We start from the raw sequence: 15,165 nt of genomic DNA on the forward strand, positions 1-15,165 counted from the left end.
CTCCTTATTTTTTAGCAAAGCCTATAACGGCCTCAAAAAAGAGTTTAAATACCCTTAAATCATCTTTTGTTTTTACCTGAGACACGCATTTGTTTATCATCTCGACAAATTCATCGCTTGAGCATTTTCTTGACTTAGAGTAAGCCGCTTTTGAATTTAGCATCTTTACAAAAGGCAAAACTTCGCCAAAGTCTTCGGTGTTTGATTTTTGTTCTAGTTCTATGACATAGTCATAAAATGCTCTCATCTGCGTAGCTTTTGTTCCTGATATTTTCTCAGCAACTGTTTTTGCCGTTGTATCAAACAAATTTGGATCTTTTTTGTAGTCTAAAACTATTGGTGGCAAAGAGTTTGCTTGCGGTTTATTGCCGGTATTATAGTTACCGCCGCCATTTCTATTGTATCCATTCATCGTTCTCTCCTTTTATATATGTATTCACAAATAGCCATTTTGCTCTCCTTTGGATTGTTTTCTATCGCATTATTTAGCATAAGAAGCAGCTCGTTCATCTCGCCGCCCCCCTGTTTGCCTTGCATATTTCTAGTAAAGCTATAGCTTAGCTTTGATTTCCACATCGTATTTTTTACGTCTTCGCATACCTTTTTGCTCATCTCGCAAAGCTCGAGCAACCTATACAAAAACGCCGTATTGTCTATATTAAATTTTTCAAATTCACTTAAAATTTTACTTCTGATGCTCAAATAGCTATCCCACTTAGCAGTCTCTCCAAAGATACTAATCGCATCTTTTCCACTTATCTCTTTTGAGCTCTCCAGCCACTTTTCGCTAGTTTGTGCTAGAAAGCTTATAGGCGTGGACGGTTTTGCTAAAACGATGCCAAAAGAGATGCTTAGATCCTTTGTTTTTATAAATTTCATAAACTCTTGCCTTACAAAAATGGCAAGCTCTATCATCTGATCATAGCTACCAACTATCAGCAGATCATCTCCGCCTGCAAAGACCGTATAACTATTTTCAAATTTCTCTTTCATCTTTCTTGGCACATATAAAGAGAAAAAGTTATTTATTCCCTTTGAAAATGTGTCAAAATTTGCAAAGTTTTGCGTAACGTCGCTATGTTTTATGAAATTTCCCATATTATCCACGTCAGCTTTTATAACGGCGATCGCATTATCTCCGCGGGATTTTTTAGCCAGATCTTCAAAGTCCACTATGCTGCCCGCACTTTTAGCAACGTATGATCTTATATTTTCGCTTATCTCAAGATCCACGTCCATAAAGTCTATGCCTATATCTTTGCTATTTATCTTCTTGCTATCGCCAGCTAGCTTTTCGCCAAGACGTACAAAGGCGGCACAAATTTCGCATTTATCTTTGTCGTGAGCTATCTTTCTTATATTGCAGATCCTACAAAGAGTTTGATTTGTTATGCCCTTATCGTATGAAAGCACCGGGTCTTGCTCTTTTAAATTTAGTTTTTTAAATTTCTCTAGCTCCACAGCCTTGCTGATCTTATCCCTTAGCTCTTTATATCGCTTAGGCTCCGTAAAGTCAGCCCTTTTGCACTCCACGCAAGATAGGCTAACACCGCTAACGCCAAAGAAATTTTTTATAAAATAAGCGTTTATAACGCCTTTTATCTCTTTAAAAGCAGCTTCGTCAAATTTAGGCGATAGTATCTCAAATTTACCGGCCGTACACGATAAGATACATTTTTCATCTATGCCCAGTTTTTGGCAGACAAATTTAGCCAAGACCATCATAAAAAGCTCACAGAATGCAGACTTTGCCCTTAGTACTTTAGCCGCGTTTTTTGAGCCTAGGTTGTCAAATATAAATTTTTGTATCCCGTAAAAGTCTCCACCTATTAAAAACATCCTATCCTGCAATATCTCATCTATGCTCTTAGATCCTTGCTCCAAAGAGACAAACTCATCACTAAAATAACTGCTAAATTTGCTCATTCATATCCTCCGTTTCTATTTTCCCTAGTCCAAAAACAGTCTGCTTGCCTACGCCTATTATCTCACCTAGCTTTAGCAGCTCCATACACTCTTTGCTAACGCCCCTCATCTCCAAAGACCCCACCAGGCCGCCAAAATTCATAGTAATGTTTTGTCTATTGCTACGCCTAGTTAGCTCCACGTATTTTAGGTCTTTTTTAGTTATCTCGCCTTTTATCTCGCACGCTAGCGCCTCGTGAGCTTGTCCAAAGATACTTAGGCGCCTTTGATAGATGGAGTTTAGTAAATCTCTTAGACTTATATTGTCATTTTTTAAAAAAACATTATCTTTTTTTATCCTAAGTGGAGTTATAAATTTGACCCTGACATCACCCCCATCACCATCAAAGCTAAATTCTCTCACGTACTCTTTAGGTAGACTTATTTTATCCTCCGCCAAGCACGCCTCGCCGTTTACAAACATATCAAATTTCTCGTAACTAATCCTATCTTTGCCAAGGCCATATCTCTTTAGCATCATATATGCCGCAGAGGCGATATATGGTAGTTTTTCACACGCACTTTCTAGCAAAACTATGCCAAAGTCATACTCTTTAGCCCCTAGCTCAAAGTCCAGCCTATATCTATGGTAGCTATTTTTCTTTTCATAAAAGTCGTAGTATAAACAGCTCTCATTTGCAAAGCATTCGTCGCACTTATGGGCGTGATTTATACAGCTTACGCTTTTTAGCGCATATCCAAAGGCTCCTCGCACCTGTGAGCCGATAAAAAATGGCGGCTTTTGTGACGGCTCAAATTTCACTCTAAGCTCGGCATACCTCATCTAAACTCCTTATCTTCACATAGTCTAAAACCACGCCCACCATGCTCTTTTTTAGAGCATTTTTTCTATTTATTTTAAGTTTGGGTATAAATTTATTAAGAACTGGTAGTTTTATCAGCACGCCAAGACTATCTCTTATCGCCCCTATATAGCGAGAAAAGGTCAAAATCATATTAGTTTCGTTATTCACTTCAACGCTCGATTTTAAAATTGTCTTATTATATATGATTTAAAGGCAAATGTTTATGATTTTTAAATTTTTGTTTAAAAATTATTATTTTTGTATATTTTGCGCACCTTTATCGCTCTTGGTTTTTAGCTTAAATTTCCATCTTTTTGGCTAAAATTTCAAAAATTCGTGATTTTAAAGCTATTTAAAATAGGTTCTTTTACTTATCATTGTTAAATTTGACCCGATCAAGGGGATTGAAACTTTGTAATACCTGCTTTTGTTTCGGTTGCAAGTATTATTTAAACAAATTTGACCCGACCAAGGGGATTGAAACTTTTCGTAGTTAGTCAAAACTTCTATGTCTGCATAATTTAAACAAATTTGACCCGAACAAGGGGATTGAAACGATTTGCCATTGCTAATCACCATCTCAGCGGCGGGCAAATATATTTAAACAAATTTGACCCGATCAAGGGGATTGAAACATCTATCATTGCATACCTCACTGATGTAGATAGGTTTATATTTAAACAAATTTGACCCGATCAAGGGGATTGAAACTTTATGAAATAAGTACCATTGGCTTTTTGTTGAGCTTTATTTAAACAAATTTGACCCGATCAAGGGGATTGAAACACTAGCTCTATGACGTGAGCAAAATCCTCATATGATATTTAAACAAATTTGACCCGATCTAGGGGATTAAAACATTTTACTATAACCCTTAGACTTACCATTTGAGATAACCAATTTAAACAATTTTGACCTGATCAAGGGGACTAATGAAATTTGGTAAAGTGTAGGTAGTGGCTTATATTGTTATTTGTAAAAATAAATGAGTGGTGCTTATATGCGTTTATTGGATAAATTTAGATAAGAATAGATTGGCTTAGGCTTATGAAGGACTGCAATAATGATAGGTTTTTGTGATTTGCGTAGATAAATAAAAGCTATGAAAACGAGCCCTGCAAGATAAACCAAAAAAGAAATTTCTACGCCACCAAGATCGCCTCCGACTCAACACTCCATATCAATCAACTAGGCGTCTTTCTAGGCCTTAGTAAAAACAAATTTACTATAAAGCAATACGGCAAAATTTACAAAGAATTTCCCATCTCTAAAATTTCTCGCATCATCGTTGATAGCGAGTATATCTCGCTATCCTCTGCGGTGATCTGGCGCTGCGCAAGAGAAAAGATTCACATCGACTTCATAGACAAGCACTACGTCCCATACGCTACCTTGCTAGCTTACAATAGTACCTCTACGCAGACAGCACACAAACAAGCCATGCTCCTAAACACACCAGCCCAGCTATATCTCGCCGTCTCTTTTGTCGAAGCAAAGATAAGAAACCAAACCAACTATCTAAAATACCTAAACAAATACCATAAATTTCTAACTCCAAATATCCTAAAACTAGAAAACATCCTAGCAAGAAAGCTAAAATACGCCAAAAACACAAACGAACTTATGGGCTTTGAGGGCTCGGCTGCTGCTATTTACTGGGACGGCATAAAGAGCATATTGCCAGTAGAATTTGAAAAACGCATAACATTTGGCGCCAAAGACATCGTAAATTCATCGCTAAACTACGCCTACGCCATACTCTACTCCAAGGTTCAAGAGTGCCTATATCTAGCAGGCCTTAGCCTACATATCTCATTTTTACATGCGCTTGATAACACGAAGCCAACCTTAGTCTTTGACATGATAGAGCAGTTTAGGACATTTATGGTAGATAGAGTCATAGTCTCGATGCTAAACAAAGATGAGCCTATCTCGCTAAACAAAGAAGGACTTCTCACCGACGCTTCTAAAAAGCTAATAGCCCAAAACATGAAAGAAAAACTCGGCAGCTACACTATGTGGAAAAAGGAGTCATGCAAATGCGAAAACATAATCATGCAAGAGTGCTACGACCTAGCTCGCTTCATAAACGGCGAGAGCAAAAGCTATAGACCTTTTGTAGGAAAATTCTAATGAAATTTGTAATAGCCTACGACATACAAAACGATAAAAATCGCAAAAAGCTCTCAGACATCCTTGAAGGCATCGGGTATCGTGTAAATTTTAGCGTCTTTGAGTGCGAGCTAAATGAAACCAAGCTCAAAAAACTGATAAAGTCCGCCAAAGCTTTGCTAAACGTCAAAACAGATAGTTTGAGATTTTACAGACTATGCGAAAACTGCGTGGGAAAAAGCTTTGAGCTATGCGATAAAAAAGGTATCTTTGAGATGCAAGAGCTCTTTGTTTAGCTTATGTAGTTCTTAAATTTCTATTGGATTTTTGATTTGCGAACTTTTTTAGCTGAAATTTGACCCCTTTTGGCTAAAATCTCGCGAAATAGGTTCGCAAATCTAGTTTTTGTCAAAATATCTCTCATATATTTGCGAACTTTTAGTTATGCTTAAGTTTAGGATAGCCTATTTTAGGACCTTGCGAAACTTATATACCGCTTAAAGTTCGCAAACCTATAAAATTTGAAATTTTTAAAAGAGATTTGCGAACTTTTTTAAGATGACAAATGCCTAAATTTAGGGGTTCTTTCACTTATCATTGTTAATTTTATGGAGTTAGTATTTTTAAATACCCATACATTTGCGAACTTTTTTGAGCTTTTCGCGAATTTTAGGTATCTTTAAAGCCGGTTTCTTAAATAATTTTGCTAATTTTTTCTTTGCAAAAGTAGTCTTTTAGGCTATTTAAACAAATTTGACCTGACTAAGGGGATTGAAACACTTCTACCTCCAAGACATCACACAACTCTATCATTATTTAAACAAATTTGACCTGACTAAGGGGATTGAAACTATCTACCCCTGTTAAGGTAGCAGGGATTTTGATATAGCATTTAAACAAATTTGACCTGACTAAGGGGATTGAAACGAAGAAGCTAATCTCTCAGCTTCTACTCTAGCTAGAATTTAAACAAATTTGACCTGACTAAGGGGATTGAAACACCCACTAGGGATCTTGACGTAGATGTGTTCTACGCCACTATTTAAACAAATTTGACCTGACTAAGGGGATTGAAACACTTGTTTGTCTCCCTTTGAGACTATGTTATAGAAAAGGTATTTAAACAAATTTGACCCGATCAAGGGGATTGAAACTATTCTTTATCGTCTGATTTTCTTTGTCTGCAATTCTCATTTAAACAAATTTGACCCGCTCTAGGGGATTGAAACGCGACGCGACAATAGCTTTTCTTTGCTATCATTTCGCTATTTAAACAAATTTGACCCGATCAAGGGGATTGAAACGCTACACGACAATATGACTTTTTAGCTATCATTTCATCATCTATTTAAACAAATTTGACCCGATCAAGGGGATTGAAACAAATCGCTTACTGCTTTTTCAGTAACCGCTGTGTCCTCTGCTTTATTTAAACAAATTTGACCCGATTAAGGGGATTGAAACCAGCATCGCTTTGATTAGTTACATTTCTGTCTGCAATGATTTAAACAAATTTGACCCGATCAAGGGGATTGAAACTCGATCAAGTAGCCACGCTCTACTAGCTCATTTACAAATTTGACCCGACCAAGGGGACTAATAAAAATGGTAAAGCGTAGGCGCTTTATGTTGTTACTTATAAAAGATGAGTAGTGCTTATATGCGTTTGTTCGGTAAATTTAGATAAGAAGATGTGGAATGATAGGTTTTTTGCGATTTGCGTAGATAAATAAAAGATACTTCAAATGAGCCATGAATTTTGCTTCATGGCTGCATGGGCCAACTATTTAGAGGTTAGCTTCATGCGAAATGTGCCCTTAGTGGTTTGGACTTTGGTATAGCCACCAAAGCTTTGACCCACTTTTTGATGAGCACGAGCAGATGAGTAAGATCTGCTTGATGATGAAGAAGACTTTGAGTAAGAACGTGAATAGCATTTTGCCATTTTAACCCCTTTGTATTGAATTATTTTGTTTTGTTGAGAGAATTATAAAAGAGCGTATGGACATATTGTGTATAATTCATAAAAAACTTTAGAGAATATAAAGGATAAAGTAATGGACGCCCAAACCAGGATACTATGGCTACTTAAAAAGCTAAACCGCGGCGAGATAATCGACACCGCGCAAGACGAGCTATGGGTAAATGAAAAAGACGAAACGCCAAGACTAAACTACAAAACCATAAGACGAGACTTTGATGCGATAAAAAGTGTTTTTGGTGAGATAGAGATAAAGCGCATAGAGTCTGGCTGCTATCAAGCGATCAATACAAATTTACTTGATGATCTACTTGATGAGAGAAAGAGAAATGTCTTAAAGATAATCTACACGATGCTTGCCAAAAACTCTCAAAAATTTAACGAAACCAGCAATAAAACGGCTATATCTCAAACTATAAATGAATCATTGGGCGTTTATGACTTTGTCACAAGCCCGATCGAGACGGAACTAGACAAAAGCGTCGTAAAAACACTAGAAGATGCGATACGCTATAGAAAAAAGCTCGCGATCGAGTATACCCCGACAAATAGGTCTGATAGTAAAAAATTTAAAGAGGTAAAGCCATATAAAATTTTGCTAATCAACGAAAATTTATATCTGGCAAATAGCAACAACGAGTATGATTTTTCACTTTTTAGGATAGCTGGGATAGTAAATTTAGAGGTTATTAAAGGCGAAACGTTTAATCACGACTACAACATCGATGATTTTATAAAAAATATCCAGACGCCATTTGCGGTCTTTTCTCATGAGTGGAGAAGCTCGCTCATAGAAGTGCAGCTCGAGATCAGTCCTAAAAAAGCCTTTTTGTTTGAGAGAAAAAACTTTTTTCGCTCACAAAAGATAATAGAGCGAAGGCCAGACGGGGCGATCGTAGTTAGCTATCATTTTACGGATCTTAAGGAGATAGAGTTTTTTATCATGGAATTTTTGGGATACGTCAAAATTTTAGCCCCAATGGAGCTAAAACAAAAGATCATAAAAAAGATAGAAGAAGGTAAAAATCTACTCTAGCTAAAATAATCCTTGAGGCATGCTTTTAACTAGTCTAAAACATGCTTCAAGCGACTTGTCGCCTATGCCCGGAGCTTTTAGCAAAGAGCTTAGCGAGTGATATAGCCCACTATCTATGGCATCTTTAATGGCTTGAAATCTTATATTTTTTACGCCTAAGGCTTTGGTTTGCCTTTTTAGCTCGTTGATATCAAAATTTAGAACAAAGTCATCGTATAAATCATCACTTGCTTTCTTGTCAAATTCCCAAATTTCGCACTCTATATTTAAAGGCTCGAGAAATTCCATCATCAAATTTATAACTTCGTCTTTATCAAGGCCTCCATTTGCTACGCCCAGAAGCGGAAATGCGACGTGCTCGATCTTTTTGCTAGCATAGGTATTTGTAAATTTTTCAAGACCAGCTTTTATGTAGCTCATTTTAGATGGATCTTTCCAGTGCTTTTTGGTAGGGAAATTTAGCACTTGTCGTCCATCGTTTGCTTTATATAGCCATAGTTTTCCTATCTCTATTTTATTTGGGTTGCCTTCACCGCAAAGCTCGACATATCGCAAGAACATTTCAGGATAGCGCAGCCTAAACTCATAGGCTATACCAGCACCCATAACGCCTACGCAGTTAATGGTATTTACGATAGTGCCTGCTTTGGTGTTAAATATATTTCCATGTTTTAGAGTTACCATTTTTTATCCCTAGAAAAATTTAGCCGGATCAACTACGACGTTGATATTATACATTTTAAGATCGCCAGCTAGCTGCTCTTTGATAGTTTTTTTACCAACTTGATCTTTAACATATATAGAGCGTATGTAGCGGCTATAAACTACATCGTTGATCAAAATTTCTGCCATCATTTTTTGCTTGATATCATTGTTTACAATGCCATTGTTGCACCATCTTAAAGAAAAGACATCGTCAAAATCTATAAAATTTGGATCTTGTAAGTCTGGCAAATATTTACTAAATTGAGCTTCATCTGCAGACGCATTACGATTTGATACCAAAAAGCTATTTTGGTGATCTTTGATAACCCTAACGTCAAATCCTAAAATGATAACGCGAGCATTGTTTCTATTTTTATAAAGCATGGCATTGCGAGGATTAAAATAAAATGGGACATAGTCGTGAATTTTATGTCCATACATGTGCTCAACCTTTTCGCGTCTTGCATTAACCTCTTGGTTGCTAATATCTACTTGCCTGTAGGTGTTGTAGTGATTTTGTAAGCCATGTAATAAAATATTTTTCAAGTTGCTAGAGTCTGTCATATGAAAAATTTCGCTCATGCCATCTAAGAAAGCTTGGTTGCTCATTATAACCTCCGTTATTTTTTCGGAGATTATAAGAGGCATTATAGACATATAGTGTCTATAAAAAATATTAAATAGCTAACTATCTTGTATTTTTATAAAGTCTTGATATTTGTCAAATAGCTTTTTTATCTCTTGTTTGATATGGCTAAATTCCTCTTCACTGATATTACCATGTGCGAAGTCATTACGTAGGTCATCTAACTGCTTGTGATATTTTGCCAGTTCATTACTAGAGCCAAATTTTGTATTTATAATCCGTCTAATTTCTTTTATATCTTCTTTTGAGAGTTCAAGATACTTTAAATTTTTCATAGTCCTGCCGACAAAGTCATCATCAGTCTCATAATCTCTAGTTTTTAACGACTGAATAAAAAAATTGCTTATCAGATAATTTTTTCTAACGCCCATAGTAGAGCATTCATCTAAAATTTTCTTAAAAATGATAGGGATATTTCTTTCAAAAACTCCAACTATATAGCTATTTACACTTTCAAACAATAGCACCAACGACTGCAGCAAATAGCCTTTTTTAAACATATCTTTGGCTAATTTATACCTAAAGACATATGCGCTGTCACTCCAGTCACATATTTTATTTAGTCTATCTTTTAGATCCTTGGCTCTTGATATTAGTGCGATATCATCTATCTTATCAAGCTCTTTGATCAACTCGTTATGCGAGCTTTTTAGCTTTGCAATATTTAGGCTTAGTATATTATTTGAAAAATCATTTAAAGCATTTGCTAGTGACTCAAATCTTTTTGCCCTTATGTGTTGAGCCAAGGTATAGTTTTGAGAAAAAGCTGCGATCACAAAGGCGATGTTGGCGATATCTAGGTATTGTCTTAGATCTATTATCTCGTATAGCTTGGATTTTTCTATTTCCTTTGCAAATAAAATTTGATCTATTTGAGAGACGTTTGAGAAATTTTGTATAAGTAGGTCAACTAGTGCTAGTAAAGGTAGATGCCTAAAGCCATGCGTCACGTCAAAGACGATCTTGCCAACACCACTTTTAACTAGATCGTCTACAGCTCTTTCAAATATCTCAAATATAGCTTCAAAATTTTTCTCATCTGTGATCTTGTAGCTATCGTTAAAATTTATCTTTAAATTTACATAGTGCGCTATTACCGCTTCGTTAAACTCCCTAGCTTCTGCCGTATATATAGACACTATATTTTCAGCGCCGAATTTATCTGCTAGAAGAGGCAAGGTGTTAAAAAATTCTTGCGAGTTATCAGGACCCTCGCCAGCAAAATAGTACTTAGCACAGCCTTTGGTTTTAATGTTGTCTTTTTGACCTTGTATACCAAGGATGGTGATGACGGCTGTTTTTTTATTAATCTCTTCACTCTGGGGTGGATTTGCTTTTTTAACTATAGTTAGCGGCATTTGCTTCCTTTGAATTTAACAGCTTATATTTTTGAAGTGTAGGAGATTATCTCGTTTTGCAACTTGTGTTTTACTTAATAAAAAAGTAGGTTTTATAAATACTCCCTAAATTTTTCATGCTTAAATTCTCGCCTGGTTACCAATTTACCATCTATGGTAAGCTCTTGAACGATACGTTTAGTAGTAGCGTAGATAGTTTTTATACCTATATTTTTAGCAAAATTTATCATGTTGTAAGTAGCGCCAAAGTCACCCTGTACTAGCAAAATATCACCAGCTTCAGCTTCAAGCATCAACTCCTTTTTATATTCGTTTAAAGCATATAATATATTTTCATCTGCTGGGTCGATATTTGACCACGTATTATCGGTGATATTTATTATATAGTCGATATTAAACGATTTTAAAGCTTGATCTTTTTGCTCTTGTGTTAAATCATGGTTTATTAGAACAAACATTTTTTTCATTATTACCCTTTTTTAAATAAAACAAGATGGGATGGTATCTGATAGGTTGGACACAATATGACAAAAAAGAAGCAAAATAGAAAAATTGCCTAGTTTTGAATTTTTGTGACATATGCTGTAGATTTTGCGCCTTATAATTGTTGTATTTCAATAAAATAAAGGATAAAAATGAAAACAAAAGCAAGAGATATGGTTATAGTGGAGTCTATCAAAGGAAGTATTAGCTTGCATGTAAGAGTCGTGAGATCTAAAAAGATCTACACAAGAAAGTAAAAACACACAAAGGGTATTAAAAGACTAACATAGCAGGTTTATATAATGCAAATCGTTCCAAGACTATTGTACAAAATTCACATCCAGCCTATATCCCGCAGCATTTGCATAAGCATTTAAAGTAGAGATTGTTGGTGAAATTTTAGAGTTTAGGCTCTCTAATCTTGAGATGTTGCTTTTACTAGTATTCATCCTACTAGCCATCTCCTCTTGAGTTAGATTTGCAGCTTTTCTTATCTTTATAAGCTTTAGTTTTAACTCAAACTCAATCTCTAGCCTATCATATTCTTTTTTTACCTCACTTCTTTTTAGAGCTTTTTCTTTAAAATCCTCAAATGTTGGTCTCATTTTATCTCCTTTGCTCTTTGCATAATGATCTTCATATCTTTTTTAGGAATGGTGTCTGATTTTTTAATGAGCGTATGCAAAATCACTATTTCTTTATTTATAACATTTACAAATACACTTCTTGCAATACCTTCTTTGCCTTTTGCCCTAAACTCAAATAGCCCATTTCCAAGAGGAGCACTATGTGGTCTGCCCAGATTTGGTCCAACCTCTTTTGCCATTTCAAGTACTCTAAGTAAATTAGCCAAAATAGTATCTGGCAAAGATAGTGTCTCGTCTTCAACGCTCTTATCATAAAACGTGATTTTCCATAATTGCTCTTTCATGTCGGCTATATTATCATTTTTGATAACTTATTGTCAAATATGATAACCTTTTAAAGTCATTGTTCTTTATTATGTATTTAAAATTTTTACAAGGGTAATTTTATCAAATCTCTAGTGCTCAAAATGGGTACCATACTGGGTGCCATCTATTTAGACATTTCTAGCAATTTTAATAAAACCACATAAAATTTAGAATATCGTATTTTAGGGATTTATACATCAAAATAATTCTTAAGAAATACTAGGTAGTTCGATTCTGCCTCTAACCACCATTACCTTTCTTTAAACATCAATCCTTTTTCTCTTAGTTCTATTAAATTTCGTATTTACAAGGCTTCTAGGTTATTTATAAAATTTAAATAAATTTTTATTATTAATAAATTTAAAATATAACAATACTATTTTCTTTTTATATATTCTAAGACAAATAAAAATTTCAAGATCAAATAAAAAATTGTAAGAGACAATCTTATAAAAATTTATCCTAAATAAGCCTTCTTAATCAAAAAATTATATTTGTATCAAATCATCCTTAAAATATAAGTTTAATCTAAATCCATAAGAGATATAATCTTGATTAAATTTATATTAACTTAGGAGGTTTCATGGATTTTCTCATGAATTTAAGTGAAGGCATGCAGTTTGCTATCCAGCTTCTCATCGTCCTTATCTGTTTGTTCTACGGAGCTAAAAAAGGCGGTATCGCACTTGGTATGCTAGGTGGTATCGGTCTTATAGTTCTTGTTTTTGGATTTAACATCGAGCCTGGTAAGCCAGCTATTGATGTTATGCTAACTATCCTTGCTGTTGTTGTGGCAAGTGCTACGCTTCAAGCTAGTGGTGGTCTTGATGTTATGCTTCAAATAGCAGAAACTATACTTAGAAAAAATCCAAAATATGTAAGTATCTTGGCTCCTTTTGTAACATGTACGCTTACTATTTTATGCGGTACTGGACACGTTGTTTATACCGTGCTTCCTATCGTTTATGATATTGCTATCAAAAATGGTATCCGCCCAGAGCGACCAATGGCAGCAAGCTCGATAGCCTCACAAATGGGCATCATCGCAAGTCCAGTTTCAGTTGCTGTTGTAACTCTTACAAGCTTTCTTATTAATGCTAAAACTCACTTAGCTGGCTTTGATGGATATTTAGATCTTTTAAAGATTACGATTCCATCAACATTTTGTGGCGTTTTAGCGGTAGGAATTTTTAGCTGGTTTAGAGGTAAAGATCTTGATAAAGACGAAGTCTTTCAAGCAAAGCTTCAAGATCCTGAGTTTAAAAAATATGTTTATGGCGATAGTGCGACACTTTTAGGCAAAAAGCTTCCTGGCTATCAGTGGGCTGCGATGTGGATATTTTTAGGCTCTATTCTTGTAGTTGCGCTTCTTGGATATTTTAAAGATATTCGTCCAAGCTGGACTACTTACAAAGATGCAACAGTCGTTCAAGTAATAGCCAACCTACCAACTGAGCAAAAAGTCTTAAAAACCTTAAAAATAAAAGACGCTAGCATCCAAACAGAGGCGGCTGAGCTAAAAGTAGCAAACGATAAGCTAAATGCTAATCAAAAAGCTCAATCAGTCAAAATCATCGGCAAAGATGCAAATCAAACTCTTACCCGCACGGCTGATGGCGCAGTAACATATATAAATGAAAAAGGTGCAAAAGAAGAATTTCAAGGTGCTTACATCAATATAAGCAACAAACAAGCATCTTCAAAGAGCTTAAGCATGGTTCATGTTATCCAAATTTTCATGCTTTTAACTGGTGCTATCATTTTAATCTTTACACCAACAGATGCTAGCAAGATCGGTAAAAACGAGATATTTAGATCAGGTATGATCGCTCTTGTTGCAGTTTTTGGTATCTCTTGGATGGCTGAGACTATGTTTGCAGTACACACTCCGATGATGAAAGAGGCACTAGGAAGCATCGTAAAAGAGCACCCTTGGACTTATGCGGTTATGCTTTTGATTATCTCAAAATTTGTAAATTCTCAAGCTGCGGCCTTGGTTGCATTTGTGCCACTAGCTTTAAATATCGATGTTAATCCTGCTATCATTCTAGCCTTTGCGCCAGCTTGCTACGGATACTACATCCTGCCAACATATCCAAGCGACCTTGCAGCTATTCAGTTTGATAGAAGTGGTACGACACATATTGGTAAATTTGTTATCAATCACAGCTTTATCATTCCGGGTCTTATTGGTGTTATATCCTCTTGTATATTTGGCTATATTTTTGCAACTGCTTTTGGATATCTATAATAGATAAATTCTCTTGCTGCTAGTAATTTCTAGTGGCAAGAGTAGAATTTATCAAAGCTTATCTTTAAATTTTTGTTTATTGCTCATATAAACGAAGCTTAGCACTTCGGCCACGGCCCTAAAAAGATGTGCTGGTATCGTATCATCGACTTCACAAATTTTATAAAGCTCTCTTGCAAGTGGTGGGTTTTCATAAATTTGCACACCATTTTCAACGGCTATTTTTTTGATTTGCAGTGCTAAAAAATCAACACCTTTGGCAAGTATTATCGGCGCCTCGTCGCGACTTTTATCATATCTTATCGCCACGGCGTAGTGAGTAGGGTTTGTGATGACTACGTCAGCTTGTGGGATATTTTGCATCATTCGACGCTTGGCTGCACGCATTTGCGCTTGACGAATTCTGCCTTTTACCTGAGGATCTCCTTCCATTTGCTTATACTCATCTTTTATCTCTTGCTTGCTCATACGAAGGTCTTTAAAATATTGAAAACGCACGATAAGAAGGTCGATAAGTCCGATCACGAAAAGTATAAAAAGCATGACACTAACAAGAATGATGAGCTTTTCTTTTAGCCAAGCAAGCTGATCAAACATAGAAAAAAAGAGAGTGTGTGGTAGCTCCTTTATAAACTGCAAGAAAAAATAAAATCCAACTCCAAAGACGATGCTAACTTTTAGCACGATTTTAATGCTATCTATCACTTTTTTCATCGAGAATAAATTTTTTAGTCCCTTTAGTGGATTTATCTTGCCAAAATTTGGCATTATAGGCTTTGTGGTAAAGATAAATCCAAACTGCATTACATTTGCGATGACACCAGCAATCGCCACACAGATACAAACCGGAAGTATCATAAGAAGCGACC

16 protein-coding genes and 2 CRISPR repeat arrays are annotated in these 15,165 nt (G+C 35.6%); of the genes, 4 read left to right on the forward strand and 12 right to left on the reverse strand.

Features of this window, described 5'->3' with window-relative positions; genetic code table 11:
- Positions 1 to 4: 4 nt before the first annotated feature.
- Genes csm2 through A3854_RS05990 form a run of 4 tightly spaced genes read right to left on the reverse strand, consistent with a single transcriptional unit; the run spans position 5 to position 2,939 of the window.
- Complete coding sequence (csm2, locus tag A3854_RS05975) at positions 5 to 412, reverse strand: type III-A CRISPR-associated protein Csm2 (RefSeq protein WP_084041720.1); 408 nt, start codon at positions 410 to 412, stop codon at positions 5 to 7.
- Positions 409 to 1,926 (reverse strand): type III-A CRISPR-associated protein Cas10/Csm1, encoded by a 1,518-nt coding sequence (gene cas10, locus A3854_RS05980; RefSeq protein ID WP_084041721.1) that lies wholly within the window; start codon positions 1,924 to 1,926, stop codon positions 409 to 411. Before cas10 ends, csm2 begins: the two co-directional genes overlap by 4 nt.
- A complete protein-coding gene (gene cas6 / locus A3854_RS05985; protein WP_084041722.1) occupies positions 1,913 to 2,749 on the reverse strand; it encodes a CRISPR system precrRNA processing endoribonuclease RAMP protein Cas6 in 837 nt (278 codons plus the stop codon). The genes cas10 and cas6 overlap by 14 nt, the downstream gene beginning before the upstream one ends.
- Positions 2,730 to 2,939: a hypothetical protein gene (locus tag A3854_RS05990; protein WP_141081836.1), complete on the reverse strand. Its 210-nt coding sequence runs from the start codon at positions 2,937 to 2,939 to the stop codon at positions 2,730 to 2,732. Before A3854_RS05990 ends, cas6 begins: the two co-directional genes overlap by 20 nt.
- 278 nt (positions 2,940 to 3,217) lie before the next feature.
- A CRISPR array of direct repeats spans positions 3,218 to 3,630; the repeat unit is 38 nt; unit sequence TATTTAAACAAATTTGACCCGATCAAGGGGATTGAAAC.
- 320 nt (positions 3,631 to 3,950) lie between these two features.
- Between A3854_RS05990 and cas1 the strand changes: the two genes are divergently transcribed.
- Together cas1 and cas2 are read left to right on the forward strand one after the other, a co-directional pair.
- A complete protein-coding gene (cas1, locus tag A3854_RS05995) occupies positions 3,951 to 4,904 on the forward strand; it encodes a CRISPR-associated endonuclease Cas1 (protein ID WP_257639880.1) in 954 nt (317 codons plus the stop codon).
- On the forward strand, positions 4,904 to 5,179 hold the full coding sequence (gene cas2, locus A3854_RS06000; RefSeq protein ID WP_084041725.1) for a CRISPR-associated endonuclease Cas2: 276 nt from the start codon (positions 4,904 to 4,906) through the stop codon (positions 5,177 to 5,179). Before cas1 ends, cas2 begins: the two co-directional genes overlap by 1 nt.
- 445 nt (positions 5,180 to 5,624) lie before the next feature.
- Positions 5,625 to 6,422: direct repeats of the CRISPR family, unit length 37 nt; unit sequence ATTTAAACAAATTTGACCTGACTAAGGGGATTGAAAC.
- Positions 6,423 to 6,666: 244 nt separating this feature from the next.
- Here cas2 and A3854_RS09600 read toward each other — a convergent pair.
- A complete protein-coding gene (locus A3854_RS09600) occupies positions 6,667 to 6,828 on the reverse strand; it encodes a hypothetical protein (protein ID WP_180378655.1) in 162 nt (53 codons plus the stop codon).
- Between the two features lie 112 nt (positions 6,829 to 6,940).
- On the opposite strand from A3854_RS09600, the gene A3854_RS06005 reads away from it, so the two are divergent.
- Positions 6,941 to 7,900, forward strand: a complete 960-nt coding sequence (locus tag A3854_RS06005; RefSeq protein ID WP_084041726.1) for a helix-turn-helix transcriptional regulator — start codon at positions 6,941 to 6,943, stop codon at positions 7,898 to 7,900.
- Here the strand turns inward: A3854_RS06005 and A3854_RS06010 are convergent, their stop codons facing one another.
- The 6 genes from A3854_RS06010 to A3854_RS06035 form a co-directional block, all read right to left on the reverse strand.
- Positions 7,901 to 8,584 carry a macro domain-containing protein gene (locus A3854_RS06010; protein WP_084041727.1) on the reverse strand — a complete coding sequence of 228 codons (684 nt, stop codon included), beginning with the start codon at positions 8,582 to 8,584 and terminating at the stop codon, positions 7,901 to 7,903. It lies immediately after the preceding gene.
- A 9-nt stretch (positions 8,585 to 8,593) separates the two neighbouring features.
- A complete protein-coding gene (locus tag A3854_RS06015; protein ID WP_180378656.1) occupies positions 8,594 to 9,214 on the reverse strand; it encodes a DUF4433 domain-containing protein in 621 nt (206 codons plus the stop codon).
- A gap of 75 nt (positions 9,215 to 9,289) precedes the next feature.
- The gene (locus A3854_RS06020; RefSeq protein WP_084041729.1) at positions 9,290 to 10,609 is read right to left on the reverse strand and encodes a TM1812 family CRISPR-associated protein; all 1,320 of its coding nucleotides are present in this window, start codon (positions 10,607 to 10,609) and stop codon (positions 9,290 to 9,292) included.
- Positions 10,610 to 10,701: 92 nt separating this feature from the next.
- Positions 10,702 to 11,076, reverse strand: a complete 375-nt coding sequence (gene csx20, locus A3854_RS06025; protein ID WP_084041730.1) for a CRISPR-associated protein Csx20 — start codon at positions 11,074 to 11,076, stop codon at positions 10,702 to 10,704.
- Positions 11,077 to 11,412: 336 nt separating this feature from the next.
- Complete coding sequence (locus A3854_RS06030) at positions 11,413 to 11,697, reverse strand: helix-turn-helix domain-containing protein (RefSeq protein WP_084041731.1); 285 nt, start codon at positions 11,695 to 11,697, stop codon at positions 11,413 to 11,415.
- The gene (locus tag A3854_RS06035) at positions 11,694 to 12,023 is read right to left on the reverse strand and encodes a type II toxin-antitoxin system RelE/ParE family toxin (RefSeq protein ID WP_084041732.1); all 330 of its coding nucleotides are present in this window, start codon (positions 12,021 to 12,023) and stop codon (positions 11,694 to 11,696) included. The genes A3854_RS06030 and A3854_RS06035 overlap by 4 nt, the downstream gene beginning before the upstream one ends.
- A 605-nt stretch (positions 12,024 to 12,628) precedes the next feature.
- Here A3854_RS06035 and A3854_RS06040 point away from each other — a divergent pair.
- On the forward strand, positions 12,629 to 14,296 hold the full coding sequence (locus A3854_RS06040; RefSeq protein WP_084041733.1) for an anaerobic C4-dicarboxylate transporter: 1,668 nt from the start codon (positions 12,629 to 12,631) through the stop codon (positions 14,294 to 14,296).
- 51 nt (positions 14,297 to 14,347) lie between these two features.
- Here the strand turns inward: A3854_RS06040 and flhB are convergent.
- The coding region (gene flhB, locus A3854_RS06045; RefSeq protein WP_084041742.1) for a flagellar biosynthesis protein FlhB at positions 14,348 to 15,165 on the reverse strand (818 nt) is incomplete at its 5' end.

The sequence above is a fragment of the Campylobacter concisus genome, assembly GCF_002092845.1.
Taxonomy (GTDB): Bacteria; Campylobacterota; Campylobacteria; order Campylobacterales; family Campylobacteraceae; genus Campylobacter_A; species Campylobacter_A concisus_AQ.